General features: G+C 48.4%; 22 protein-coding genes. 13 read left to right on the top strand and 9 right to left on the bottom strand.

Annotation, left to right across the window (positions count from 1 at the left end; all coding sequences use genetic code 11):
- Nucleotides 1-49 precede the first annotated feature (49 nt).
- The gene (locus NG796_RS25265; RefSeq protein ID WP_261210150.1) at nucleotides 50-199 is read right to left on the bottom strand and encodes a hypothetical protein; all 150 of its coding nucleotides are present in this window, start codon (nucleotides 197-199) and stop codon (nucleotides 50-52) included.
- Between the two features lie 449 nt (nucleotides 200-648).
- Between NG796_RS25265 and NG796_RS25260 the strand changes: the two genes are divergently transcribed.
- The 4 genes from NG796_RS25260 to NG796_RS25245 all read left to right on the top strand — a co-directional run bounded on the left by NG796_RS25260 (nucleotide 649) and on the right by NG796_RS25245 (nucleotide 3,783).
- Nucleotides 649-843: a hypothetical protein gene (locus tag NG796_RS25260; RefSeq protein WP_254568410.1), complete on the top strand. Its 195-nt coding sequence runs from the start codon at nucleotides 649-651 to the stop codon at nucleotides 841-843.
- A gap of 73 nt (nucleotides 844-916) precedes the next feature.
- The gene (locus tag NG796_RS25255) at nucleotides 917-1,108 is read left to right on the top strand and encodes a hypothetical protein (protein ID WP_261210148.1); all 192 of its coding nucleotides are present in this window, start codon (nucleotides 917-919) and stop codon (nucleotides 1,106-1,108) included.
- 303 nt (nucleotides 1,109-1,411) lie between these two features.
- Nucleotides 1,412-2,626, top strand: coding sequence for a pentapeptide repeat-containing protein (locus NG796_RS26525; protein ID WP_317619359.1), 1,215 nt, complete (start codon nucleotides 1,412-1,414; stop codon nucleotides 2,624-2,626).
- Nucleotides 2,627-2,694: 68 nt separating this feature from the next.
- Entirely contained in the window at nucleotides 2,695-3,783 is a 1,089-nt protein-coding gene (locus tag NG796_RS25245) for a pentapeptide repeat-containing protein (RefSeq protein WP_261210146.1), read from the top strand.
- 163 nt (nucleotides 3,784-3,946) lie between these two features.
- Here NG796_RS25245 and NG796_RS25240 read toward each other — a convergent pair whose 3' ends face one another.
- Nucleotides 3,947-4,090: a chlorophyll a/b-binding protein gene (locus NG796_RS25240; RefSeq protein WP_261210144.1), complete on the bottom strand. Its 144-nt coding sequence runs from the start codon at nucleotides 4,088-4,090 to the stop codon at nucleotides 3,947-3,949.
- Between the two features lie 352 nt (nucleotides 4,091-4,442).
- On the opposite strand from NG796_RS25240, the gene NG796_RS25235 reads away from it, so the two are divergent.
- The 6 genes from NG796_RS25235 to NG796_RS25210 all read left to right on the top strand — a co-directional run bounded on the left by NG796_RS25235 (nucleotide 4,443) and on the right by NG796_RS25210 (nucleotide 10,048).
- Nucleotides 4,443-5,117, top strand: a complete 675-nt coding sequence (locus NG796_RS25235; protein WP_261210143.1) for a hypothetical protein — start codon at nucleotides 4,443-4,445, stop codon at nucleotides 5,115-5,117.
- Between the two features lie 672 nt (nucleotides 5,118-5,789).
- Entirely contained in the window at nucleotides 5,790-7,061 is a 1,272-nt protein-coding gene (locus NG796_RS25230; protein WP_261210155.1) for a glycosyltransferase family 4 protein, read from the top strand.
- 6 nt (nucleotides 7,062-7,067) lie between these two features.
- Nucleotides 7,068-7,682: a bis(5'-nucleosyl)-tetraphosphatase (symmetrical) YqeK gene (gene yqeK, locus NG796_RS25225; protein ID WP_261210153.1), complete on the top strand. Its 615-nt coding sequence runs from the start codon at nucleotides 7,068-7,070 to the stop codon at nucleotides 7,680-7,682.
- 358 nt (nucleotides 7,683-8,040) lie between these two features.
- On the top strand, nucleotides 8,041-8,475 hold the full coding sequence (rsfS, locus tag NG796_RS25220) for a ribosome silencing factor (RefSeq protein WP_261210142.1): 435 nt from the start codon (nucleotides 8,041-8,043) through the stop codon (nucleotides 8,473-8,475).
- A gap of 9 nt (nucleotides 8,476-8,484) precedes the next feature.
- Nucleotides 8,485-8,985 (top strand): CGLD27 family protein, encoded by a 501-nt coding sequence (locus tag NG796_RS25215; protein ID WP_261210141.1) that lies wholly within the window; start codon nucleotides 8,485-8,487, stop codon nucleotides 8,983-8,985.
- Between the two features lie 109 nt (nucleotides 8,986-9,094).
- A complete protein-coding gene (locus NG796_RS25210) occupies nucleotides 9,095-10,048 on the top strand; it encodes an asparaginase (RefSeq protein ID WP_261210140.1) in 954 nt (317 codons plus the stop codon).
- Nucleotides 10,049-10,182: 134 nt separating this feature from the next.
- Here NG796_RS25210 and NG796_RS25205 read toward each other — a convergent pair whose 3' ends face one another.
- Nucleotides 10,183-12,420, bottom strand: a complete 2,238-nt coding sequence (locus NG796_RS25205; protein ID WP_261210139.1) for a recombinase family protein — start codon at nucleotides 12,418-12,420, stop codon at nucleotides 10,183-10,185.
- 309 nt (nucleotides 12,421-12,729) lie between these two features.
- On the opposite strand from NG796_RS25205, the gene NG796_RS25200 reads away from it, so the two are divergent.
- Entirely contained in the window at nucleotides 12,730-14,217 is a 1,488-nt protein-coding gene (locus NG796_RS25200) for a proton extrusion protein PcxA (protein ID WP_261210138.1), read from the top strand.
- 19 nt (nucleotides 14,218-14,236) lie between these two features.
- Here NG796_RS25200 and hpsU read toward each other — a convergent pair whose 3' ends face one another.
- The 6 genes from hpsU to NG796_RS25170 form a co-directional block, all read right to left on the bottom strand.
- Nucleotides 14,237-14,899 (bottom strand): hormogonium polysaccharide biosynthesis acetyltransferase HpsU, encoded by a 663-nt coding sequence (gene hpsU, locus NG796_RS25195; RefSeq protein ID WP_261210135.1) that lies wholly within the window; start codon nucleotides 14,897-14,899, stop codon nucleotides 14,237-14,239.
- A gap of 82 nt (nucleotides 14,900-14,981) precedes the next feature.
- Nucleotides 14,982-15,818, bottom strand: coding sequence for an ABC transporter permease (locus tag NG796_RS25190; protein ID WP_261210134.1), 837 nt, complete (start codon nucleotides 15,816-15,818; stop codon nucleotides 14,982-14,984).
- 62 nt (nucleotides 15,819-15,880) lie between these two features.
- A complete protein-coding gene (locus NG796_RS25185) occupies nucleotides 15,881-16,807 on the bottom strand; it encodes an ABC transporter permease (RefSeq protein ID WP_261210132.1) in 927 nt (308 codons plus the stop codon).
- A 224-nt stretch (nucleotides 16,808-17,031) separates the two neighbouring features.
- The gene (locus tag NG796_RS25180) at nucleotides 17,032-18,162 is read right to left on the bottom strand and encodes a PotD/PotF family extracellular solute-binding protein (protein ID WP_261210130.1); all 1,131 of its coding nucleotides are present in this window, start codon (nucleotides 18,160-18,162) and stop codon (nucleotides 17,032-17,034) included.
- A gap of 70 nt (nucleotides 18,163-18,232) precedes the next feature.
- Nucleotides 18,233-18,640 carry a hypothetical protein gene (locus tag NG796_RS25175; RefSeq protein ID WP_261210129.1) on the bottom strand — a complete coding sequence of 136 codons (408 nt, stop codon included), beginning with the start codon at nucleotides 18,638-18,640 and terminating at the stop codon, nucleotides 18,233-18,235.
- 77 nt (nucleotides 18,641-18,717) lie between these two features.
- A complete protein-coding gene (locus tag NG796_RS25170; RefSeq protein WP_261210151.1) occupies nucleotides 18,718-19,848 on the bottom strand; it encodes an ABC transporter ATP-binding protein in 1,131 nt (376 codons plus the stop codon).
- A 436-nt stretch (nucleotides 19,849-20,284) separates the two neighbouring features.
- Here NG796_RS25170 and nrdJ point away from each other — a divergent pair, with 436 nt between their 5' ends.
- Nucleotides 20,285-23,587: a ribonucleoside-triphosphate reductase, adenosylcobalamin-dependent gene (gene nrdJ / locus NG796_RS25165; protein ID WP_261210128.1), complete on the top strand. Its 3,303-nt coding sequence runs from the start codon at nucleotides 20,285-20,287 to the stop codon at nucleotides 23,585-23,587.
- A gap of 184 nt (nucleotides 23,588-23,771) precedes the next feature.
- Nucleotides 23,772-23,993 (top strand): hypothetical protein, encoded by a 222-nt coding sequence (locus tag NG796_RS25160; protein WP_254567736.1) that lies wholly within the window; start codon nucleotides 23,772-23,774, stop codon nucleotides 23,991-23,993.
- Nucleotides 23,994-24,149 lie beyond the last annotated feature (156 nt).

Here is a 24,149-nt window from a genome sequence, read left to right as displayed (position 1 = left end):
TCTTTCATCATCCGGGGATACCTGGGGTCCCTCCCTTCCCTATTATACCCTAGGTGATAAAAACATATACCTGTAAGAGGGTGAGGGTGGGGTACTCCTGATGTGGCGATCGCCACGTCAGGAGGAATGGGGGGGTGGAGAGTGTCGGCGGTGACGCGCTATCGCTCGTCACAAAAAAAGAGGGTGGACCAGCCTCCATACAGGTACGATCTCTGCTCATAGTGCGTGATGTGGCGGTAAGCGGAGCTATCCCGTAAGGAATCGCCCAAGAAGAACCCCACCCTAACCCTCCCCTTGCCAAGGGGAGGGAACCGGAAGTGCAGCTAATCTAAGGCGAATCACCATGACCATAAAAAACCTACTCTTATAAGACCTCCCCATCTCCCCCAACCTCCCCATCTCCCCCATCTCCCAAATCTCCCAAATCTCCCAAATCTTCTCAGGATCACAGGAAAACTTAACCTGCTGCAATACTTAGTCACAATCCCCCCACCGGAATCGCCCTATTGACAAGACTTTCCAGTGATCCCAAAGATTTATGTAAATTTTTGTAAAAATCACCAGTTTTGTAGCATTTTTTACAGAATTTGCCCTTATAGTAAAAACAGGAACAAAAACCTGCCCGAAAAAAACCAGGAGGCTACTCAAATGTCTACTCAAGATCAAGCTCGTGCTTTAATGATGCGTCACCATCAAGTTGTAAAAAACCGTCAGCAATCCATGTTATTCCGGAGCGCCGCTGAAATCGGTCTGGATCCCGATGACTATTCCAGTACCATTCAAGGCAAACCCCCTTCTGACTTCCGGACCTCTTATGACCGCTCTAAATCCACAATGAGCTAAGTCAATCTTATTGTCCGTGGCATCAATCATTTTTTTTGTACAATTTCACCGATAAAAAAAGGAGAATAATCCCATGTCTGAAGATATCGCTCGCGTTAGAATGACTCGTCATCAACATCTCGCCAAAAATCGTCAACACTCCATGTTAACCAGAAGTGCTGAAGAAATTGGGTTAGAAGGAAACGAGTGCTGGAAAAGCAATGCGAACCAGTGCCAGTCTAATGGATGTCAGCCTTATAACAGCAATGGCGCATCCATGAGCTAATCTGAAACAGTCGGTCTAAATGGTGAAGGTCAATAGGATTTGATGCCAAAGATCGCGACAAAATTTCTGAGAGCCTCTGATTCTCGCTAAATATTAGCCCGTTGAATTCAACTATTAAATTGCCTCAACCTCTGATTAGGGCCTGCTTTAATTCCAAAGCAGCGCCCTTAAATTTTTTTGGGGGTTAAACCCCATGAGCGATCGCCCCGGAGTCGTTTTCTGGCAATTTGAGATGGGATGCCCTAGCTCGTGATACGGTAAAAGCTTAGGCAAATTCCGAAGCAGATCGTTCGCTCCTGGTTTATGCAACAACCCTCTTCCAATCATCCACAGTTCCAGTGCCTGTCTATTGAATTGACCGGCACCCCTATCTTCGATCCGTCCCATGACACCGCGTTCCTCGATTTGAACTTGACCCTACATTTTCAGGAAGTCTGGCAAGAGGTCCTCGGCGGTCGTTTTAAGTTTGGGTTGACCGGCGGCAAGCTGATCCTAAATCTGGAAAATGCGACTCTCCCCGAGGGTGTCGGTTTGCTGACCGAGTTAGCAGACATCGCCTCTTCCCCATCCCAAGCCATTTCTTGTCAAGTGACCACCGGAAGTCCAACCCCTTCCCATTGGATTTTAGACATTACCGGGGATGGCTCCATCCTCAAAGGCAGTCTGGGATTTCTGAAACTTGCTCGGTTGCAAGTCAACGGAACCCCGGTGCGCGTACAAGCCACATTCCAGGTGAGTGCTGCTAATATCCTCATGGTAGAGTCGGAAGGATTGTGGCCCCACGATATCAATCCTAATCAACATGGCATCCTAGAACGACTGCTCACCCGATCACTCGTGGAGCGTCAGTTCCAACCGCACCTCACCCGGACCGAACTGCACTATACAGGCTCCCCGGAAGCACCCACGGCGGTAGAAGAGCTTCCTCTCCATCGAGACTTGTCCCCCATTGTGGAGGCGATCGCCCCAATTTTAGACGCCACTACCGATAACTTTATCGAACTGGCACAACTCGCCGGGATGGATCCCGCCCGGGATTTTGCTGGGGCCAAACTCTGGGGTTGTAACTTACAGGGATTAGACCTCAGCGGTGCTGAACTCCCTGGGGTAAAATTGCGCGGTGCTGACTTAAGTGATGTTGATTTGAGTGAGGCCAACTTGATTGGAGCCAAATTAGCTGGGGCTGATGCCAGTGGTGCACTCTTAAGCGATGCGAACCTATCCGGTGCGGACCTGCATCGATGCAGTTTGGCCCTGGCTTCTTTGAGCGGGGCCTCTTTGAAAAATGCCAATCTGCAAGAGGCAAATTTAAGGAATGCCAATCTCAGTGATGCGGACTTGTCTGGTGCAAATCTGGCAGGGGCTGATTTGCATCAGGCGGGGTTAGTCATGACCAACCTCACGAATACGAACCTGACTGGGGCTAATGTGGATCAAGCACGTTTCAAGCTGGATTCGGGTTTATCTGCACAAATGGAACAGGACCTCAAGGCAAGGGGTGCTATTTTTGAACCTTAACCCCGCCTAAACACAGTAATTTGGTTTGAGTCAAAACCAAATTACTGCCCCCTTAACCTGATGCTTACATGATGAACATGACGATTGAAGGAGATTTACTGCTCAAACAAGGAATTGCCCAATATCAGCAGGGGGAGTTTGAGGCGGCCCTGGAGTCTTGGTGTGAGGCAGTGACGATTTATCGAGACACTGCCGAACGAGGTCGGGAAGGGGCGGCCCTGGGAAATATGGGGGCGGCGTATCAGGCCCTCGGAGATTTAACAGCAGCGGTGGCTTGTTATGAGCAGCATCTGGCGATCGCCCAAGATTTGGAGGATCTGCAAGGACAGGGGAATGCTCTGTTAAATTTAGGCACGGCTTATTCGACTTTGGGGGAGTATGAACGGGCGATCGCCTATCAACAACGTCGGCTGGCGATCTCGATTGAAATGGGAGATAAAGCCGTAGAAGGTCAACTCCTCTATCAGTTAAAAATCGGTTATCAGCACCTCGGGGAGGGCGATCGCGTGCGGGAGTGCCAGGGCCGTCTCCTGGCGATCGCCCGGGAGTTGTTTTTTGAAACCAAAAGCGATGATTTTATCGCGATCGCTCATAGTCTGGGACTTAATCCCATCCAGGATTTTGTGGGAGGTAATTTAAGCAATCTCGATTTCCATTATGCAGACTTGAGTCATGCCGAGTTGGAAAATGCTGATTTTACCAATGCGTATTTGGAACTGGCGGATTTATCCGGTGCGAATTTGGCTGGGGCTAATTTATCTCACGCCCAGTTAACCAATGCCAATCTGAACCGGACTAACCTTTGTGGGGCTAATTTGAGTGATGCTGATTTACGCACGAACTTAAATCGGGCGAATTTGACGAATGCGATCGCCCGTCGGACTAATTTTAGTGCGGCTTATCTGCGGGGGGCTAATCTCTCGGGGATCTGTTTGGTGGATGCAGTGCTGAAAAATGCAGATTTGAGTCGGGCAAACTTAACCGATGCTGACTTCACCAGGGCTGATGTTAGTCGTGTGGAGTGGACTGGAGTCATCTGCGATCGGGCGCGATTTACTCAGGCGATCGGGGTTTCGGAATCCTTAAAACAGGATTTGATGAAGCTAGGCGCGATTTTTGAATCCGAGGAACCCGGGATGGATCACTCAGACGGTTGATTAAGTCCCCACCCCGGGCGATCGCACCCCCAAAACGCAGCGTTGATTCCCGGTTGAACCTTGCCCGGACAAAAAAAGTGCCTGAAAGCAGCTTTGGTACTTTCAGGCATTGGATTGTTCGCTTGATTCTCAGGAAGGAAGGAAATACAAATATTCTTAAAAGTTACATAAGTCCGAGTTGAGACAGAATGCCATGTCCCGTCAGCAACTCAGTTGTCACGCCAATTACAAAACCTAGCATTGCCAGACGACCATTCCAGGTTTCCGCAAACTCTGTAAATCCGAATTTGGCTTTTGTGTCATCCATGATTCAGAAAACTCCTAGTTAGTCAAGTCTCTGTAATATAACTTAACGCATCGTTGGGGAAATGGCAACATTTCGTTACAAAATCTTGACAACGGACCCAAAAATTACCGATTGGCAACTCAGGATATAAAAAGCCGGTGAGAAACCTGACGTAAACCTGCTATAACAAAATCTCATCCTGACGAGGGCAGAGGCTGCACCCTAGCTTAAAGGTTGTCCTAGAGTGCTGTGAAGGAGGCACAGAGTTGAGGCGTAAACCCAGAAAGGGCCGTTCCTTTAAGAGGGCCCCAACAAGTCGAAAGGTGCAAAATGTTATTATCAGCCTGTATTTCTGACACCTACGGAGAAGCCAATGCTTTATCTAAAACTCTGGGGCCGCACCTTGCTATATCTTTTAGTAACTTGTGTAGTCGTCGTGATTGCATTAGTGATTAAATTTATATCCATTCTGCTGGGAGATGCCCTCGTCTACCAAATTCCCCTCATAGGCGACGCCCTTTTAAGCCTAGAAATTATGGAACTTCTCAATATCATTGTATTTGGGATTTTGGGGATGGGATTTGGCGTTGCGACCATTCTCTTACCCCGTTACTTTGCCTCCCGAGTCAGTGGGTTAACTTTAGCCGTATTAGTTCCCTTAGTTTTTAGTACCGGCACTATTTTTAGATATTATAACTGGGTTCAATTGTTTGCTGCTCAAGAGAATATTTCTTATAATCAAGCCGAATTAATCACCAATTCCTTTTTGAGAGAATCTACCCCTCAACAAGATGGATTTATGGGATATTATATTTATACCGCTAAATCACCCTCTTTGCCAGTCCGAGAAAAAGAAATGATAGAATTAGAAGAATTAGAGAGACAAAGTAAAGCTAGATTTGCTCGAATTACTCGATTAAATCCAGAATTAGTCGGTTATTTATATGCCGGTCGAGGTTGGGTAATTCGGTTATTTTACTTCATTGTTTCGGTGTTTTCCACTGTAGTCAACTTTAAAATTGGCAAATTACAAGTCAAAAGAAGTTAAAGCGATCGCCCGGGAGGTGAGGTTAAGAGGCAGGGGTTGCGAGGAGGGATGGAGGATGGAGGGCCAAAAGCACCCCGGGGATTTCTCGACGATAAAAAAAGGCCCAGGCCAGAGGGAGTTAACCAGAATTTAACCAAATTTTGTAGTTCTCTAGGGCAATCCTCTTAAGAATAGACCCCGATGCACCTAGGGGAAGGGGTGGATATTGCCTCTGTATTTTTTTCACTATAATATAATAAAATAATCTCTAGGGTAACTTAAACGAGTTCGGCCCTGGGGCAGAATCACCTAGGGGTGCAACTACCAACGAGGGGACAGAAAAAAGGCCAACCACAGGAGCAGTCTGGTAAGCGGGAAAACCCCGAATAGATCTCAATCTTTCAGGGACATGAACGCGGCAAAAACAAGTCCTATTTGAGTTGCCACCTGACCCAATCCGGGGAAGCAAGCCCTCCCAGGAATCCTTGACGAGGCTGATATTAGAGTTGTGAGTACAATGACCCTGACAGGTTACTCCTGGATTAACTGCATTCGTGGTCTATCTTGCTCCCTTGTTCCAGGGTCTGGGTCAAGTGTCTTAAGAGGGGGGAATCTTGAAGACGCCAGAATTTCAGAGTGATGGGCATTTTCCCCAACGATTAAAACAGCACTCCCTTGACTACCACTCATTTTATGCGGATTCTGATTTATTCCTACAACTATCATCCTGAACCGATCGGTATCGCTCCTTTAATGACCGAATTGGCAGAAGGACTGGTAAATCGAGGCCATGAAGTCCGCGTTGTCACGGCGATGCCTAATTATCCAGAACGACGAGTTTACCCAGAATATCAGGGCAAATGGTATTTGAATGAAGACAGAAACGGCGTAAAAGTTCAACGCAGTTTGGTGTATATTCGCCCGGAACCCTCTTTATTAGATCGGGTGTTACTGGATGGTAGTTTTGTCCTGAATAGTTTTCCGCAAGCGTTAACAGGTTGGCGTCCTGATGTCATTTTGGCAACGGTTCCCCCTTTGCCGGTCTGCATTCCGGCGACCTTGTTAGGACGAATTACCGGCTGTCCAGTGGTCTTAAATATTCAAGACATTCAACATGAAGCGGCGGTTCATGTGGGGTTGTTGAAAAATAAAAAGGTAATTCGAGCCTTTACAGAATTAGAAAAATTTGCCTGTCAGAGTGCGGATAAAATCAGCGTGATTGCCGATGGATTTGTAGAGAATTTATTAGGAAAATCTGTGCCAGCGGAAAAAATTGCCTTAATTCCCAATTGGGTCGATACAAATTTCATTAAACCGTTACCGAAAGAGGATAATAAGTTTCGGACTCAGCATCACTTGAATGGTAAATTTGTGGTGCTGTATTCGGGAAATATTGCCTTAACTCAAGATTTGCCTACGGCCATCAAAGCAGCGGGGAGACTGAGCCATATTCCGGACATTGCCTTTGTGGTAGTGGGGGAACAGAAAGCCATCAACCGGGTGAAAGAATATTGTGAAATGTTTGGGGCGAATAATGTCACCTTGTTGCCCTTTCAATCGAGAGAAACCCTACCGGAAATGTTGGGAGGTATCGATGTGGGATTAGTGCTGCAAAAGCATAATGTGATTGGGTTTAATATGCCTTCAAAAATTCCGGTGTTACTGGCAAGTGGGCGGGCAATTGTGGGTTCAGTACCCGCTACGGGGACCGCTGCGAAAGCGATTAAAAATAGTGAAGGGGGAATTGTTGTTCCTCCAGAAGACCCGGAAGCCCTCGCAAATGCGATTTTAGATCTGTATAAAAACCCGGAAAAAACTGAGGCTTTGGGTCGGCAAGGTCGAGAGTATGCGATCGCCCATTATGCCTTTGAGGAGACTTTGAATAAATATGAAGCCTTGTTTGAAGAGGCGATCGCCTGCCGCAAAGGAAAGCATAAACGAGCAGCGCATAGCCAGGAGATTTAAAGCATGATGCGCGATCGCATTTTAACTTGGTTAGAACATCACGTCACTCCCCCGCGCGTCCAACATATTTTGCGCGTCGAACAACTCTGTGGCGAACTGGCAGAACATCATCAACTCGATGTGGAAAAAGCCAAACAAGCCGGTTTAATGCATGATTTAGCCAAATATTTCAAACCTCAGCGATTATTGCAAATGGCTCAAACTGAGGGTTTAGAACTGGACGAAATCTTCGCCGGGGAACCCCATCTGTTACACGCGGATGTGAGTGCAATGGTTGCTAGAGATGAGTTTGGGATAAAAGACCCAGAAATTTTAGAAGCGATTCGCAATCATACCCTAGGCCGTCCACAGATGAGCCCACTCAGTTGCGTGGTGTATCTGGCAGATACCTTAGAACCGGGACGAGGGACTACTCCCGAACTCGAACAGTTGCGGCAAACCTGCTTTAGAAATCTCGTAGCGGCGGTGTGGCAGACGGGAGACTACTGCTTACGTCACCTCGTCGAACAGCAACGGATGATTCACCCCCGGACGATATTAACCCGTAATTGGGCCATGCAAGAGAGCAAAGGACAGCATCGGACCCAAAAAGCATCGGCAAGCGATCGCATTAGCGCCTAAAATTTGTTAGCATGAACTCAAAAATCTCATCCAATCCGATACAGACTCTCAGCAAGCGAGAGCATCGGCTTTTTGAGCAAAAATTTTGAGTAAAAATTCCCAGATATAGCAATTTTCCCATTCATGAGGTACGCCTATTCGATCCCCCCTAGCCCCCCTTTTTTAGGGGGGAAATCTGGAAAGTTCCCGGGTTAGGGAGGATTTAGACCGGGAAAGTCCCCGGGTTAGGGAGGATTTAGACCGGGAAAGGCCCCCTTTGTCAGGGGGATTTAGGGGGATCCTCGATGTAGTTCACCGACCAGAGAAAGGCTATAAACAACTAAACCCGCCCAAAACTTTTACAACTAATGGAGAGTGAATGACAGATTCTTCCCCGATTCAATCGACTACTGCTTTAACCCGAGAAAATGCTCAAACCGCAACTGACTCCGAAAGCTACCGTTTAGCTGTTGCGATCGCCAGGGCCGCAGATGACCGTAAAGGCGGCGATCTCATCGTGTTGCGCGTCTCGGAAGTCTCCTATCTCGCCGACTATTTTATTATCGTCACCGGCTATTCGCGAGTGCAGGTCCGGGCGATTTCCGATGCAATGACCCATCAAGCCGAACAAGAGTGCCAACGGGTTCCCCGGAGAGTCGAAGGGCAGTATCATGGCAGTTGGCTGGTGCAAGACTATGGCGATGTGATCGTCCATATCTTGATGCCCACCGAACGGGAGTATTACAATTTAGAGGCATTTTGGGGACATGGCGAACGCCTAGACCTGAGTGCTGAACTCAATGGCACACCATAAGAAATAGCGATGAGGGTTTCGTCTGTGTCTGCCTGCCCAGTACCTCCCGATTGGCAACCGCTCAATGAATATCAAGAGCTTCAGGAGTCCTGTTTTTTTAGCTGGGCGACCCGGGATATCAAAGGCTATCTGAGTAAAATGGCCTGGATTTTGGGAGTATCCGTGGCAGTTTGTGCTCCCGTGGCAGCAGCCAGTTTTCCTCCCGCCAAGGACCTGGGTCAGTTTATCCTCGGGAGTACCGGGGGTGGCGGATTAATTTTGACCTTGGTGCTCTTGAGACTCTATTTTGGGTGGCGCTATGTGCGCGATCGCCTGTTTAATGCCACCATTTTCTATGAAGAGTCCGGCTGGTACGATGGTCAAACCTGGCCGAAAACTCCGGAAATTTTAACCCGCGATCGCCTCGTTGTCCGCCATCAAATCCAACCCATCCTCGATCGCCTCCATCGAACCTTTGCCATTCTCGGTTTATTGGTCCTCGTCGGTGCGATCGTGTGGAATTTGGTATAAACAAGGCAGTACCAGGGCAGTTCGTTCCGCGTCCTACCCAAGACCTTGGACCGACTGACCCTGAACAGTGACCCATTCTATCCAAATATAAAGGCATAATATTTAACCCATGACAATGGGAAAACGTACCGCAGCAGCAGCCCTGGAAGTCCGCTTGCTGCGCGAAGGAATTATTGAATCAGTCCATCACGTCCAGGCCGTTGTTTGTGACAACCGAGGGCGGGTTTTGTCCGTTGCCGGTAACTCAGAAACCACCGCCTTCGTCCGAAGCGCCCTCAAACCCTTTCAAGCCCTAGCAGTGACCACCACCGGCACCCTAGAACGCTTCGGTCTCAACGATCGCGACCTTGCCATTATTTGCAGTTCCCACAAAGGAACCATTGAACAGGCGCGGCAAGCCTTTAACGTCCTCTGGCGGTGTGACGTCGATACCACCGCCTTGCACTGTCCCACCCCCGCAGGCAAAGACAGCCCCCTGAGCCATAACTGTTCCGGCAAACACGCCGGAATGTTAGCGGTCTGCAAACAACGCAATTTTCCCCTGGAAACCTATACCCAGAAGAATCACCCGGTCCAGCGCTTGATTATCACCAAAGTCGCTGAATTGCTGCGAATGCCTGCTGAAGAGTTCATCAGTGCCCGGGATGACTGTGGCGCACCCACCTATCTGATGGAATTAGGGCAAATGGCCTCCCTCTACGCCCACTTGTGTTCAGGGGAACAGGTTGATATGGAACGCATCGTGCGGGCCATGACCCATCACCCCGCCTTAATTTCAGGACCCGGCGAGTTCGATACCGAACTGATGCGCTTAAGCGAAGGGGAACTGGTGAGCAAAGGTGGTGCGGAAGGCGTTCTGTGCATTGGACGAGAAGGGGAAGGCATGGGTTTAGCCATTAAAGTTATGGATGGTAGCAAACGGGCCAAACACGCTGTGGCGATTCACCTGCTGAAACAATTGGGTTGGATTGATCCCGTGATCGCCGAGACCCTCTCAGAAACGCATATCACCCTCAATCCCTATAAGCGTCTGGATGTCTTAGGGGAATTATCCATGCTTTAGGTCCGGGATTGTTTTATTAATCCTTTGACGCTGAAAATCTGGAAACGACTGAAGTCGTGACTATAAATCGGGAAAAGTATTTTTTTCCGAGTTTTTAGGAACCCCTTCAGTCGTTATCTTGTTTTGGGGGAAACCTACTCCTCCAAGGGAACCCAAGCATTTAAGATCGATAATAAAGGGCCCGTTTGTTCTTGACCATTGGTGGCTAAATCGCTGTGACAGAGAATCAGGCGATCGCCTACTCTCCCCAATAAATCGAGCACAATCCGCTGCAATCGCTCCTCGTCATTCCGAATTTCCTTCTCCTGCGTCCAAGGGTCACCGGACCAACTTTGTAAAAATAACGGCGCGGCAAACAAACTCGCTGCGCCTCCACGAGACCATAAGGGGGAACCAATATCTAACCAAAAGTGCCAACGATGAAACTGACGCGCCGCCCGATATTGGAAAATCGTTGCCAGGGTGACCGAATCGGGTTTTGGACCCAAGGCACTCACGGGGAAGGGATTTGCAGTAATCGTGCCTTTGCGAAGTAGTTGGATGAATTGACCCACGGTTACATAATCCGGCGCATCCTGTTCCCCACAACGGCGCAACCGTTCATCTACCTCCCAATAATGTTGGGCAGTTTCCATTAACTCGCGAAGGGCGGCAATTTGGTCTCCCGGTAAACTGCTAGAACGGCCTAAAAACTCTTGAATGGCCGAATTGAGTAAGGCGATGGGACTGGTTAACTGCGATCGCCGCTGTTCAATCCAGTCCAAAATCTCTTGATATACCCGGGTTGCCCGATATCCCAAACGGTCCCAGCGAGGAAAGGCAGTCACAGGTAACAATTTCGGCTGTTCCGTAGCGGGAGAATAGCAATGATCCACTAATAATCCAGCGCGTACTGGGTCAATCAAAAAGGAGGCGGGATGGAGAAGGTTAGTGGTTGGTTCCGTCTCTTTGAGGGATTCCCAGTCAGGACGACGACTGAGGACAACGAGCATTTCAGCGACGCTATCCCGGTCTACGAGACGTCCCAAACCGGGATAGACGAGGGCTAAGAGGGTGAGTAAGGCTCGAATCACGGGGACAGTGGCGAGGGGACGTTGTTCGTTGAGGGATAGGACCGGAATTCCTTTGCTGGTGAGGATAGACTGGAGACTATAGCGGGCGATCGCATCTAAACCCGGGGCGATTACGGCAATTTCCGACGGTTTGACCTTGCCGGTATGCACCGCATGAGCGATCGCCTCCCCAGTCTGTCGCAACAGTTGCGATCGGGCGGTCGTTTGAATCGACCCCACCGGCAAGGATAATCCAGTCTCCTCCATTTCCTCTAAATAAACCGTCGGGTCTGCCATGACCTGGAGGGCCATTTTCCCTAATTTACCTTGCAATCCGCTAACCGGGTCCAACGGCTGTTGGTGACAACGGGATGCTAACCCCGCCAGATAATCGGGATCCGCCCCTAATCCCTGACGCACAGACCCCTTGGGATTGTAGGTAAAGACCCCGGGAATTCCCGCATCTAGCAGGATCTCAAACAAATCCCCGACAATTTTGGGGTATTCGTCCACATCATCGGCAAAGACTGCGGGATAGCGGCGGATTAACTGAGTCTGGTAGGTGGGATTCGGCAGTAAATGCCGCCAGTACAATTCCGTAATAATCCCATAGGTGAGTAAACCCCGTTGGAGACACCATCTGCGCCACTTGAGTAAGACTTCTCCCATGCAGTCCCAGAGGTCGAGATTCCCATTGGGATCGTCTATCCCTTCCTGTAAAATCACCGAAACATCTTCGAGGCGTCTGCCGCTAGAAGCTGCTAGTTGTAATAAGTCCAAAGTCCGCCGGACCATGCGATATTCGCTGATTCCCTCTTGGCGTAAGCGTCCCGAGTCTAACTCATCTCTCCATAAGCGGGTTGCCAACTCTTGCTCAGTTTCTGGGCGCACTCGCAGGGGAAATTCCGCCCTGAGATTGAGGTGTTGAATCAAGAGGGGCCAAAATAGCAGGACTTCCCGTTGGAAAAAGGCTAGGGGGGTGGAGGAGTCGATGGGATAGCGTCCGGAGGTGGCGTGGATGATGCGATCGTTTAAGGGAATGCGATCGTCTCCCGTAGCGGCAAAGACTAACAACGGGGGTTCATCTTGTCCCAACCTGCGCGATCGCGGTAGGGTCTGAGAGATTAACGACTCCTGTTTCTGCCTGCCTCCCCGTCGTCCGGTCCCGGCGTTGGATTCAGTAGCAGCAGTCCGATGGCGATTCAGGGGCGGGGTATTTAGGTCCCCATTCGAGTCAACCCAGTTCCACAACTCCTGAACCAGACGACCCGTCTTGCCACTGCCGGTCGATCCCACGATCCAAATTGATGCTTTACCCACCCCAAATCCTCCACCAAATTTGTTAACATACGACCACTGTAGGTTGCTTGCGCGAAGTCTCTCGTTTCATTATTGCTTGCCCGAGGGGAGAGTACCTCAAGGGTTGCAGAGACTGGGGCGATCGCCTTGCCTCTCAGTCCAAGAATCGGTGAACTCTCGGGTCTACAAACACCATCGTGCCTGATGCAAACTCCCGCTTGGATTCCGGGAAAACCAGCCTGAACTGGATGAAGCAAAAGGGTTCCCACCGGAATAGTTCGAGTCAGTCTTAGTCAAATTGTACTCGGTTGGTTCGAGTAAAGAAGGGTTATGAAAAAGCACAAATATTCTTCTAATCAAGCAGGGTTTTTCAATTCCGTTAAACAATGGCTCATCGAAACCCCGACTCGCTCTCTGGAATTGGCCTATCAAGCAGCAGTCAACATTCAGGAAATTGAAAAAAAATATTTTAACAATCAACGGATTTCCCCAGAAAACTCTACTTGTGGGCAGAGCGTTTTTTCAGTTCATGAATCTGACTTAAAGAGAAATTTAAGTATTATCAAGCTGCGATTAAGAGAATTTAGAAATAGCCGGTCCTTTGTCGAGATTTACAAACAATCTAAATTAGGCGATCGGCCTTTTGATGACTCCATCCCAGTTCGGGTTGTATCTTCCGATGATAATCGACTGTCAACCCCGGAGTTCACTTTCTCTCAACCTGCTCAATCTTTGATTTTAGATAAACTCAGTTTTATTGATGAAGTCACCGCTAAATATACCCGCAACTCAGCACAACCTAATCCCTCCTCGGTTCCCATTACACGGACCCTCGCTACTTCCACCCCTCCCTACCCCTTAGATGTTCCAAAAACAGGCCGTTTAAATAGCAAAAAAAAGCCATCTCCTGCCCTCGACGAAGCTATTCCTGACCCCGAAGCGGAAACCAAAGAAATAGGCTCCCTCGCCGGTCAAACCAGCTTCCTACCCCGTTCCATTTTAAGAACCCTCGATCGCCTCAAGCGTGAATTGGACCCCAAAGCTGAGGATGAAGTGGTCCAAGAATTTCGCCTGTCTAAAACCAAAACCATTGTTTCTATCAAATTTATTTTACTGTTAATTTTAATTCCCCTACTCACTCAACAAGTTGCCAAAAACTTTGTGGTTGGTCCAATCTACGATCGCCTCATCGGAAGCGAAGCTGAAATCTTTCTCAATGTCGATATGAAAGAAGAAGCCTTAATGGAATTAACCCAATTCCATGAAATGCTGGAATTTGAAGAACTCCTCGCGACCCAACTCGAAAGTTTAGAAGGTCCCGAGAGAGAAGACCTCAAATTTATCGGTAGAATTCCTCAACATTTATCCGAAGAAGACGTTCAACAACAAATCAAACTCAAAGCCTTAGAAGTTGCCAAGCGCTACACTTATCGCAGTAGTGATGCGATTAAAAATATTTTTTCTGATTTATTTTCCTTCGTTGCCTTTGGCTTAGTTATTTATAATAGTCGGCGGGAAATTGAAAGCCTGAAATCATTTCTGGATGATATTGTTTATGGCTTAAGTGACAGCGCCAAAGCCTTTATCATTATCTTATTTACCGATATTTTCGTGGGATTCCACTCTCCTCATGGGTGGGAAATTGTCCTAGAAGGGATTTCGCGCCATTTGGGACTCCCGGAAAGTCGAGACTTTATTTATCTCTTTATTGCCACCTTCCCCGTCATCCTGGATACGGTTTTTAAATACTGGATTTTCCGCTATCTCAACCGCATTTCACCCTCTGCCGTTGCTACCTATCGAAACATGAATGAGTAAGGGTTCGTTTGGGGCTGTTTTAGGAGAAATTCGGACGCAGTTTTTCCTCAACCTTGCGGGGATAGCGGGGACGACAGGGACTGCCAAAGCAGATTTGACCCTCGGGCATATTCGTAAACACACTACTACGCGCCCCGATCGCCGCATTGGCACCAATTTTCACCCCAGGGGCGATAAAACAGTCTGCGGCAACCCATACTCCATTGCCAATTTCCACAGGTGCAGTCTCTAGGTTAAAGGTGGGGTCGTCGATACGATGACTGCCGGTACAGAGGTAGCTTCTTTGGGAAATGACGCAATGCTGCCCGATCCGTATGCGATCGAGACTATATAACACCACATCATCGCCAATCCAGGAGTAGTCCCCGACGGTGATTTTCCAAGGGTAGGTAAATCGCGCCGTAGGACGAATCAGCACCCCAGTGCCAATTTCTGCCCCAAATCGTCGCAACAACCACCGGCGAAATCCGTGGGCAAAATGAGGACTTAAGGGGAAAGCGACCCCTTGCACCAACCACCACAGCAAGATAAACCCGCTGGACTTGCCGCGATCGAACCATGACTGATCATAGCGGCGTAAATCTACCAGGGAGGGGGCATCTAGTACAGGGTCTGGTGCCGTGGCAGTCTTTCCAGGGAGGGGACTCGGTTCAGAATTAGCGGGGTTGAGAGCGTCACTCATCAGATTGAAACTCAGGTTAAGGGACTAGAATTTAGCATCTCCTCATCATGACTCTGCCATGAATTTTGAGGCGTTTTCTGATTTACTTCTTTTCACTCTGAGAACGGATAAACTCGCCTAGAAAGGCGATCGCCCCGGAAGTCAAAATCAATACCACACTCAAGGCATTAATATCCGGCTTCACCCCAGTTCTAATCCGTCCAAAAATTTCCATTGGCAGGGTCACTGCACCCCCTCCGGAGGTGAAGGAAGCAATTAATAAATCATCCAAACTTAGGACAAAAGCTAACAGACAACCGGAGACAATTCCCGGCATCAATTGGGGGAGTAGCACTTGAATAAAAGACTGAATCGGAGTCGCCCCCAAATCTAAGGCAGCTTCTTCTAGGTGAGGGTCTAAGTCACTGAGGCGAGTAGAAACGACTAACCCAATATAGGCCAGACAGAACACAATATGGGCGGCGATAATGGTCCAAATGCTGAGGTTAATTTGGACGGCGGCTAAAAAGACTAGAGTAGCAACTGCGATCGCAATATCCGGGATAATCAGTGGCAGATAAGAAACTCCCAAATACAAACTCTTCCCCCGAAATCGATATCGGGATAATCCCACTGCCATTAAGGTTCCGACAATCGCTGCAATAATAATGGCCGAAAATCCAACCATTAAACTATTTTTCAGCGCTTTTAAAATAGCTTCATCCTGAAAGAGAGTGAAATACCATTTTAAGGTAAATCCTTCCCACCTCGCACTATAGCGAGACTCATTAAAACTGTAAAATGCCAGTACCAATATCGGGAGGTACATGAAAAAAAACATGAAACCGGCAAATGCTATCTGCCAAGAGATATTAATTCGACTCTGGCTTTTTAACATATCTACCGGAATATCCTCCTGTTTGAGCCTCGTTTCTGTCATGCCATTTCACCATGCAAGCATTACTTAGACTTTTGAATAAACCCTTTGAAGGGGTTAAACGCTTATTTTTTAGGAGTGGCTTCCCCAAACCGAATTAACCCGGCGATCGCCACACTCACCGCTAGAATTAATACCATACTCAGGGCCGAACCAAATCCCCAGTCTCGCGCCACTCCCAGAAATTGATCATAAATTAACCGGGAAACGGTCATACTAGATGCACCCCCCAGTAATTCTGGGTCCACAAAATCCCCTAACCCACTGATAAACACCAGCAAAGAACCCGCAGCAATTCCGGGCAACGTTTGGGGGACTGTCACTTTCCAAAATACTTCAATCGGATTCGCCCCTAAATCTGCTGCTGCCTCTAATAACCGTTTATCTAGCTTCTCTAACGATGCGTAGAGAATTAACACCATGTAAGGGAGAAAACTGTAACTCATGCCGATAAACACGGCAGAACTTTGGTGCAGTAAATCTAAGGGAGGGATTCCTACAACACCTAATAATGAGTTGAGAACACCCGTGGGACGCAGAATGGTTTTCCAGGCATAGGAACGTAGCAGGGATGAGGTCCAGAGGGGTAAAACAAAGGCGAGTAAGAGCAAATTTCGCCAGCGTTTTGGGGTATCTACTGCTAACCAATAGGCAACGGGAAATCCTAATAAGAGACAAATTATTGTAGTGCCGGTGGCAAAAAAGAGCGATCGCCCGATGGTTTGGAGAAATACGGGGTCAAAGTCGGAGAATCGGCAATTTTCAAATCCCAAGACGAGACAGAAGTTATCCAGTCCCGAGGGAATCACGCGATCGCCCGGTTGAATTCCCGGCACTAAACTCAGTTGAAAAATCACCACCGTTGGCAGGACCAACAACAGGAATAACCAGATTCCGGCAGGACCAAGTAAAGCCAGGGGTCCCAGCCACTCCGGTAGGGTGCGTTTTCCGATTTTGGATTCGTTTTTTGGCTTACTGGGCGATACAGTCATGGGAAGAGTAATAGGGGGACAGACCAGAAGTTCAATTGCGATCGGTTAGAGTGTTTTCGGATTCAGTTTTAGGGAAACTAAGCTAACCTAAAAACTCAGTTTATCTTGAATCAATGGATGGATTCTGAGACCCATTACGTTTAAATTTGTAACTTTGTGACCGCAAATTCGGTGAATCATACCCGGTTGAATTCCCGTTTCTAGGAGGCGGATTAACAGCCTATTTAAACACTTTTTAATCTAATCCAATACCGAGCATATTCTTTTTCTTTTTTCGTGCCGAGGGGTAGAATACCTTCACACCGAGCTAAGACCGATTCCGAAGGAAATAAAGTCGGATTGTCTCGCAGTTCCTGGGATAGCAAATTATAAGCAGCACGATTCGGGGTGGCAAAATAGAGTCGTTCAATTAAATCCGCTGCCACTCGGGGTTGAAACATAAAATTAATCCAAGCATAAGCACCTTGAACATTGGGTGCACTTCTGGGAATGACCATCGTATCCGTCCATAATGAACTGCCACTCATGGGAACCACATATTCCAACTCCGGATTTTCCTCCGAGACGGAGAGGGCATCAAAAGAGTAACCCATTGCTACCTCCAAATCCCCTGCCAACATCAAATCCCGCCAGCCATCCGTAGTAAAATTGGCAAGAGATGGTTTGAGATTGACTAAGTGTTCATAAGCGGCACGCAGTTGAGCGGGGTCTGTCGAATTATAGGAGTAACCGCGCGATCGCAATCCTGCACCCAAGACTTCCCGGACATCATTCATCAAAGTTAGCCGCCGCGAGAGGTCACTCTGATGAGCCCAGAGATATTCCCAATCATCGGGAGGCGTCGAGAGTTTAGCCGAATTATAAATCAGTCCAGTTGTCCCCCAGGTAAACGGGACACTGTAGCGATTTCCCCGGTCATATTCAGGGTCTTGGAACTTCTCAAACAAATTGCCTAACCCTTCAAGGCGCGATCGCTCCAGAGGTCTAAGCAGTTGCAATTCAGCCATCCGTCCCACCATATAATCCGAGGGATAGATAATACTGTAAGAACTGCCACCGCCCGCCTGCATTTTTGCCAACATCGCCTCATTCGAGTCATAAATATCCACAATCACTCGGATACCCGTTTGCTCTGTAAAACTTCTGAGCAAATCTCCATCGGTATAGTCAGCCCAAGTGTAGATAAACAATTCATTAGCAGCAGTTGAGTCCACCGCCACAGAAGGAGTATCCTCCTCGCTCTCTGGACTCGGTTGGCCGCCCAGGGTCCAGCCACAACTAGACAACGCCAGACCAGAAAGTGCCGCCGCAGACTGTTGTAAAAACTGACGTCGGGTCGGTGTAGCACTGCTCATTCTATATTTTGGGGGTTTCGGAATCCGCACTATTTTGACAAGGTGGTGTGATAACCAACATTCAGATTAACTAACAATACCGAACCGACGTTTCTAAAGGGAGGGGATTCCCGGTTTCCGCATCGGTATTTTGACAAGCAAACATTAATTCTGGGGAAAGCTTTTCATATTCAAGCTCAGAACCGTCCAGTTTGAGGACATAACCCCGGAGTTCTTTAATCGGAAAATGGGTTAGTTCGTCAATTTCAGGTAAAAATGACCGGAGAATCAGGGAAGCTACGGGCTCAGTTTTAGACAGCAACTTGCTAATCAGCAATTCCTTGATCCCCCATTGATACCCATAATTGACCCGATCGCCTTCTCGGTTGAGGTCAACCACAAAGGATTCTCCATCACTACCGAGAAAAGTAAGAATGGCATTCTTGGGACAGTGGGATTCTATCTCCTCTAAAAATTGAGTGACACTCGCTAGACTCATATAGATGTCCGTCCACAGGGTACAAACACGCGATCGCATCCACAGGTGAGGGAGTAGAGCACCCCTCCAATCTCAGCCTAAGCCGCAGCCAAGGCAATACAATCTGTCGGAAGCCAGTAGGTATAGATTGGCGTCTCAGGATCTGGTAAGCTCGTTCCCGTATTCGGTTGCAATACCGCCATTTCATCCCCCGAGAGCAGTTCCACCACGTACTGAACATGGGTTCCCAAATACATCACCGTTTTGAGCCGCCCCTCAAAGCAGTTAACCTCCACCTCGGGGGGATACAGACTCAAATTAATTTTTTCAGGGCGGACACTAACGATCGCCCCTGATGTGTTGCTACTCCAAGGTTCCGTCAGTTCCACCACAATTTTTAATCCCGTCCCTGTGCGAATCGCCAAAGAGGTGCGATCGCTGCCTTCAATCCGTCCCGGCAATAAATTGGTTTCTCCAATAAAATCCGCCACAAACGGCGATCGGGGACGCTCATAGATGGCACTTGGACTCCCGATTTGCTCAATTTTGCCCTCATGCATCACAGCAATCCGGTCCGACAAAGACAGGGCCTCCTCCTGATCATGAGTCACCATCACAAAAGTCAACCCCAAATCCCGATGCAACGTTGATAATTCAACCTGCATCTGTTTCCTCAATTTCAAGTCCAACGCCCCTAATGGTTCATCCAACAACACAACCGCTGGACGATTCACCAGCGCCCGTGCTAGAGCCACCCGTTGCTGTTGACCTCCCGAAAGCTGGGAAGGATAACGATTGGCGTAAGACTCCATTTTGACCAATTTGAGCGCTTCTTTGACCCGTTCCTCAATTTCACTTTTTCCACAGCGTTTGATTCGCAACCCAAACGCAATATTTTCCGCAATGCTCTGATGATTGAACAGCGCATAACTCTGAAACACCGTATTCACCGGGCGCTGATAAGCAGGGACCTGATTCATGGACTTACCCCGAATCAGGACCTCTCCCGCAGAAGGCGTCTCAAAGCCTCCGATCAATCTTAGGGTCGTCGTTTTGCCACAGCCAGAAGGACCAAGGATACTAAAAAATTCTCCTCGATTAATGTCAAGATCGACCCCCCGGACCGCAGTTTCCCCCTCAAACACCTTAAAAACTTTGCGAAGTTCAACGTCGAGGAGGGTATCGTAACCCGTGGCAGCGCTTTGGTGCGTGGTAGCAGATTGAAACATCATGGCGATTCTCGGCGGTGATGCCCCTCAGTAGATTGAACCAGTCCCTCCGCGTAGCCTCTCCCTTGGCACAGCCTCCCCTTCGGGGATAGGAGAATCCCACGCAAAAATCTGGCTTTGGTTTATTCTATCCACATTCAGCATTTAGGTTAATATTTCTCTCCTTCATCTGAGGAGAGTCCCTGGGGGAGATGGGGAGGATGGGGGAGATACGGGAGATACGGGAGATGGGGGAGATACGGGAGATACGGGAGTCGTATATGTTAAACATCCTCCCCATCCTCCCCATCCTCCCCATCCTCCCCATCCTCCCCATCCTCCCCTTGGCCCTAGACATAGCGCAAATCTTAAAAATTAACAACCTTTGACCACTAAATCTAAGATGGCGTATAGTCTTGATCTACAGCTATACGCGGATACGAGAAGAGATTGACTTATGGTTCGAGAATTGGAACGCACGCGCCACCACAGCGATTTTCCCGAAACCGCACCGGCAGCGAATCCGGTGTTTTTTAGGACTTACAGCCGCCGCCAGGATGAGGGGCGCGAAACTTGGGAGCAAGTCTGCGATCGCACCATTGCTGGATTAGAGAAACTCGGTAATCTCAACTCCGACGAGGTGGCACTCCTCACCCAGATGCAGAAACAACTCAAAACCCTCTCCTCGGGACGCTGGTTGTGGGTGGGGGGCACGGACTGGATCGAACGCCCGGAAAACTTTTCTGGGGCCTATAACTGTTCCTCGACAAATATCCACGATTGGCGAGCCTTTGGATTATTAATGGGCCTTGCGATGATGGGATGTGGCACCGGCGCGGTCCTCGAACCTCAATATATCAATCAGTTGCCGAAGATTCGCAACCGACTCCAGATCACCCTCCAAGGTGAAATTGGCATGACCCCCAGCGATCGCCGTCGCCAAGAAACTGCTGTGACTTACGATGGCGATCGGGTCCTCATGAATGTAGGAGACTCCCGAATTGGTTGGGTGCAATCCTATCAAACCCTCCTAGAACTCTCCACCGATGAGCGCTTCAATTCAACCGTTGAAGTTGTTGTAGATCTGTGCGATATTCGTCCCGCCGGAGAACCGCTCAAAGGGTTTGGAGGGGTTGCTAATCCAGTTAAATTAACTGACCTTTATAAGCGAGTTGCCTTAATTTTAAATAAGGCAAATGGACGGCAATTAAATTCAGTCGAATGCTGCTTACTCATTGATGAAGCGGCTTCTACAATTGTGGCAGGCAACATCCGGCGCTCTGCAGGCATGAGACAGAGCGCAAGCGATGATGAATTGTTTGCTAATGCCAAAATGAATTTATGGCAACAAGATGAAGCGGGAAACTGGCGCATCGACCCGGAAAGAGATGCATTAAGAATGGCAAATCACACCCGGGTTTTTCATCATAAGCCGACCCTCACTGAATGTATTGATGCGGTGCGTCAACAATATTATTCTGGGGAAGGAGCGATTCAATGGGCTGGTGAAGCCGTTGCCCGAGCTAGTTGCGATTTAATGCCCGATCGCGAGACTAAACGGGATTTTCTGAAAGCCTATAACGAGGGTAAAGGGAAGCAATGGATAGGCGATCGCTATCCAGAAATTTCTCAACCCGAGTTAGAGCATAGGTTATCCCGAGTAGGATTAAATCCATGTGGTGAAATTATTGGTGCAGATTTTCATTGTGTTTCTGGCGATACGATGCTGGTGACGCGGGATGGAATGCATTCGATTCGATCGCTGGTTGGTCAATCGGTGGAAATTTGGAATGGTCAGCGGTGGAGTCGCGTTACTCCGATGTTGACGGGGCGCGATCGCCGACTTTATCAAGTCTCTTTTGCCGATGGAACCTGGTTAGACGTAACAGAAAAACACCGTTTCTTTGTTAAGGACCGCTTTGGTAAAACCTATCTGGAAATGACCACGGCACAACTGCAAGAGCATCTTTCCATCCACAAATATGCCCTGCACACTGAGCCATTCCAGATTGACTATCAAGATGGTAAATTTGTAGACCCCTTGTGGGCTTACACCCTCGGACAATTGGTGGGGGATGGCTCCCTATGCCAATCTCATGGCAAGCCTCAACTCCAACTGCGCTTATATGGAGCCAAAAGCTATCAGGAATTGGCCCTTGCGGGTCGGACTTCAGGAAAATTGCGTTACTACGCAGAAAATCCCGAAACACCCTGCTTGCTTTATACGGGTTTCCAAGGCCAATTTGACCCCGAAGAAGTCCGTGATTTAAAAGCCAATGCTACAGCCCTAGAAGCCTTGGCAAGCTGGAATCGAGAAGGGATTTTACACTTCATTGCAGGCTTAATTGATTCCGATGGTTCTGCTACATCCAGCGGTGGTGTTCGATTGTATTTGTCCGATTATAATCGCGCCTATCGGGTCTATCTGTTATTGCTCAAATGTGGGATTCGCTCCTCGATTAACTTGCAATCAAGAGCCGGTGAAATCACCAATCTCGGCATTCGTAACAAGGATTTGTGGTATCTGCAAATCACCGATTGTGCTGCAATTCCTTGTCAGCGCGTTAATACCTCTAAGGGTCATCACCCCACCACTAAAGGCAAATGGCAAGTGATTCGGGAGATTGTACCCATTCAGGGTCACCATGATACCTTCTGCTTTAACGAACCCGAATTTCATAAAGGCGTTTTCGGCGGAACCCTCACCGGGCAGTGCAATTTAGCTGAGATTCACCTGAATCAAATTGACCCCAAAAACGATCGCGAACAAGCAGATGCTTTTGCTGCGGGTGCTTTATCCGTGGCAACTTTGCTGAATCATAAATTCGTTGAACCGCGCTATCAATACAGTCGGGAAATCGATCCGATTGTCGGTGTTTCCTTTACCGGATTGTTTGATTTCTTCGTTCATGCCTTTGGTGTGGATTGGTTGCGCTGGTGGGAACAAGGTCGTCCGGCAACCCCGGAAGGAATTGAATTTAAGCGTCAAGAAGAAGCCTATTTGACGCGCTGGCGAACAGTTGTGCATGAGAAAGTTTGGGATTATTGCGATCGCCACGGATTGCGCCGCCCTAATCGTTGCACAACTGTTCAACCCAGCGGAACTAAATCTTTACTAACCGGCGCATCTCCCGGGTGGCATCCGCCCAAAGCGCAACGGTTTATTCGCCGAATTACTTTTGGTAAAAATGATCCCGTTGCCTTGGCTTGTATCGACTACGGTTACAGTGTAATTCCCTCTCAATCGGATAAGGATGAAAACGGAAATCTCCTAAATGATCCGTTTGACCCGCGCTGTTCTGAATGGTTGGTGGAAATTCCCATCGCTGTCAGCTGGGCCGATTTACCCGGTGCCGATGAAATTGATATTAGTCAATTTAGTGCGATGGCTCAAATGGACTTCTATATGAATGTTCAAAGCCACTATGTCACCCATAACACCTCTGCCACCGTGGAAGTTCGGGAGTCAGAAATTGAGCTATTAGGTACTCGCATTTATGAGGCCATCCAAAACGATGAAGGCTACATTTCTGCTGCCTTACTCGCTCGATTTGACGATCGCCAATCGTTCCCCCGTCTCCCCTTTGAACCGATTGATAAAGCGGAGTACGATCGCCTCAGTGCTGAGGTCTTAGTCCGTCGCAAAACCGATGACTTTAAAAACGCCCTCCAGCGCTATGACCTCGGTGAATTAGCAGAAGCAGGGCCTGCCGGATGCGATTCCGATAAGTGCCTGTTACCGGAAAAAAATCCCTCCTAGTTCATGAGGGTATGGCATTTCGCCACCCCATCGGGACCTCAGGTCCGAGAGGTGCGGGATGCCGACGGCTACTCCGGTGGCAAACGCGCTAGGATACCAGCAGAAGTAGGCAATTTCCTCGGGTATAGCCAAATCCGGGGGATATCCTATTTTTGACTGTATTGGCCGCCAAAGGAGACATTCTATGTTTTTAGATGAACTGAGTCCAATTTTTAAAGAAATGACCGAACATCCGGTTGCCTTTTTGGGTGGGTTTTTCTCCGGGGTGTTCCAACTCAATCTCTCCGATGACCCGGTGAAAAGTTGGCTGGAACAACAAGGAGCCTCCCCTACGGGTTCTTCTACGGGGAATAATAATGGTAGTGGCAGTTACAACAACCGCCCTCAATCTATTTCGATTGACTAGCCAGTTTTATAGGTGGGGGACTGCTCAACTTTGAGACAGTCCCTTTTCTAGGTTGTAAAATGTTAGGTTTGATTAAAAATCTGGAGTTTAGACTAAGCGAAATTTGACCCACCAGGAGGGGAGCCACTGTTAAAAGAGTGTAGGACAAAAATGAGA

This window comes from Laspinema sp. D2d (assembly GCF_025370755.1).
Lineage (GTDB): Bacteria > Cyanobacteriota > Cyanobacteriia > Cyanobacteriales > Laspinemataceae > Laspinema.
Note: the sequence above shows the minus strand (reverse complement) of the source record. Positions and strands in the feature narration are given on the sequence as shown.

What these genes read in the sequence shown, in the direction of transcription:
- NG796_RS25185 (WP_261210132.1), bottom strand. Translation starts at nt 16,807, where the DNA reads ATGACTGTATCGCCCAGTAAGCCAAAAAACGAATCCAAAATCGGAAAA.
- NG796_RS25170 (WP_261210151.1), bottom strand. Translation starts at nt 19,848, where the DNA reads ATGTTTCAATCTGCTACCACGCACCAAAGCGCTGCCACGGGTTACGAT.
- NG796_RS26525 (WP_317619359.1), top strand. Translation starts at nt 1,412, where the DNA reads ATGCAACAACCCTCTTCCAATCATCCACAGTTCCAGTGCCTGTCTATT.
- NG796_RS25235 (WP_261210143.1), top strand. Translation starts at nt 4,443, where the DNA reads ATGCTTTATCTAAAACTCTGGGGCCGCACCTTGCTATATCTTTTAGTA.
- NG796_RS25240 (WP_261210144.1), bottom strand. Translation starts at nt 4,090, where the DNA reads ATGGATGACACAAAAGCCAAATTCGGATTTACAGAGTTTGCGGAAACC.
- NG796_RS25200 (WP_261210138.1), top strand. Translation starts at nt 12,730, where the DNA reads ATGAAAAAGCACAAATATTCTTCTAATCAAGCAGGGTTTTTCAATTCC.
- NG796_RS25215 (WP_261210141.1), top strand. Translation starts at nt 8,485, where the DNA reads ATGAGGGTTTCGTCTGTGTCTGCCTGCCCAGTACCTCCCGATTGGCAA.
- NG796_RS25245 (WP_261210146.1), top strand. Translation starts at nt 2,695, where the DNA reads ATGATGAACATGACGATTGAAGGAGATTTACTGCTCAAACAAGGAATT.
- rsfS (WP_261210142.1), top strand. Translation starts at nt 8,041, where the DNA reads ATGACAGATTCTTCCCCGATTCAATCGACTACTGCTTTAACCCGAGAA.
- hpsU (WP_261210135.1), bottom strand. Translation starts at nt 14,899, where the DNA reads ATGAGTGACGCTCTCAACCCCGCTAATTCTGAACCGAGTCCCCTCCCT.
- NG796_RS25190 (WP_261210134.1), bottom strand. Translation starts at nt 15,818, where the DNA reads ATGACAGAAACGAGGCTCAAACAGGAGGATATTCCGGTAGATATGTTA.
- NG796_RS25210 (WP_261210140.1), top strand. Translation starts at nt 9,095, where the DNA reads ATGACAATGGGAAAACGTACCGCAGCAGCAGCCCTGGAAGTCCGCTTG.
- NG796_RS25255 (WP_261210148.1), top strand. Translation starts at nt 917, where the DNA reads ATGTCTGAAGATATCGCTCGCGTTAGAATGACTCGTCATCAACATCTC.
- NG796_RS25260 (WP_254568410.1), top strand. Translation starts at nt 649, where the DNA reads ATGTCTACTCAAGATCAAGCTCGTGCTTTAATGATGCGTCACCATCAA.
- nrdJ (WP_261210128.1), top strand. Translation starts at nt 20,285, where the DNA reads ATGGTTCGAGAATTGGAACGCACGCGCCACCACAGCGATTTTCCCGAA.
- yqeK (WP_261210153.1), top strand. Translation starts at nt 7,068, where the DNA reads ATGCGCGATCGCATTTTAACTTGGTTAGAACATCACGTCACTCCCCCG.
- NG796_RS25230 (WP_261210155.1), top strand. Translation starts at nt 5,790, where the DNA reads ATGCGGATTCTGATTTATTCCTACAACTATCATCCTGAACCGATCGGT.
- NG796_RS25265 (WP_261210150.1), bottom strand. Translation starts at nt 199, where the DNA reads ATGGAGGCTGGTCCACCCTCTTTTTTTGTGACGAGCGATAGCGCGTCA.
- NG796_RS25180 (WP_261210130.1), bottom strand. Translation starts at nt 18,162, where the DNA reads ATGAGCAGTGCTACACCGACCCGACGTCAGTTTTTACAACAGTCTGCG.
- NG796_RS25175 (WP_261210129.1), bottom strand. Translation starts at nt 18,640, where the DNA reads ATGAGTCTAGCGAGTGTCACTCAATTTTTAGAGGAGATAGAATCCCAC.
- NG796_RS25160 (WP_254567736.1), top strand. Translation starts at nt 23,772, where the DNA reads ATGTTTTTAGATGAACTGAGTCCAATTTTTAAAGAAATGACCGAACAT.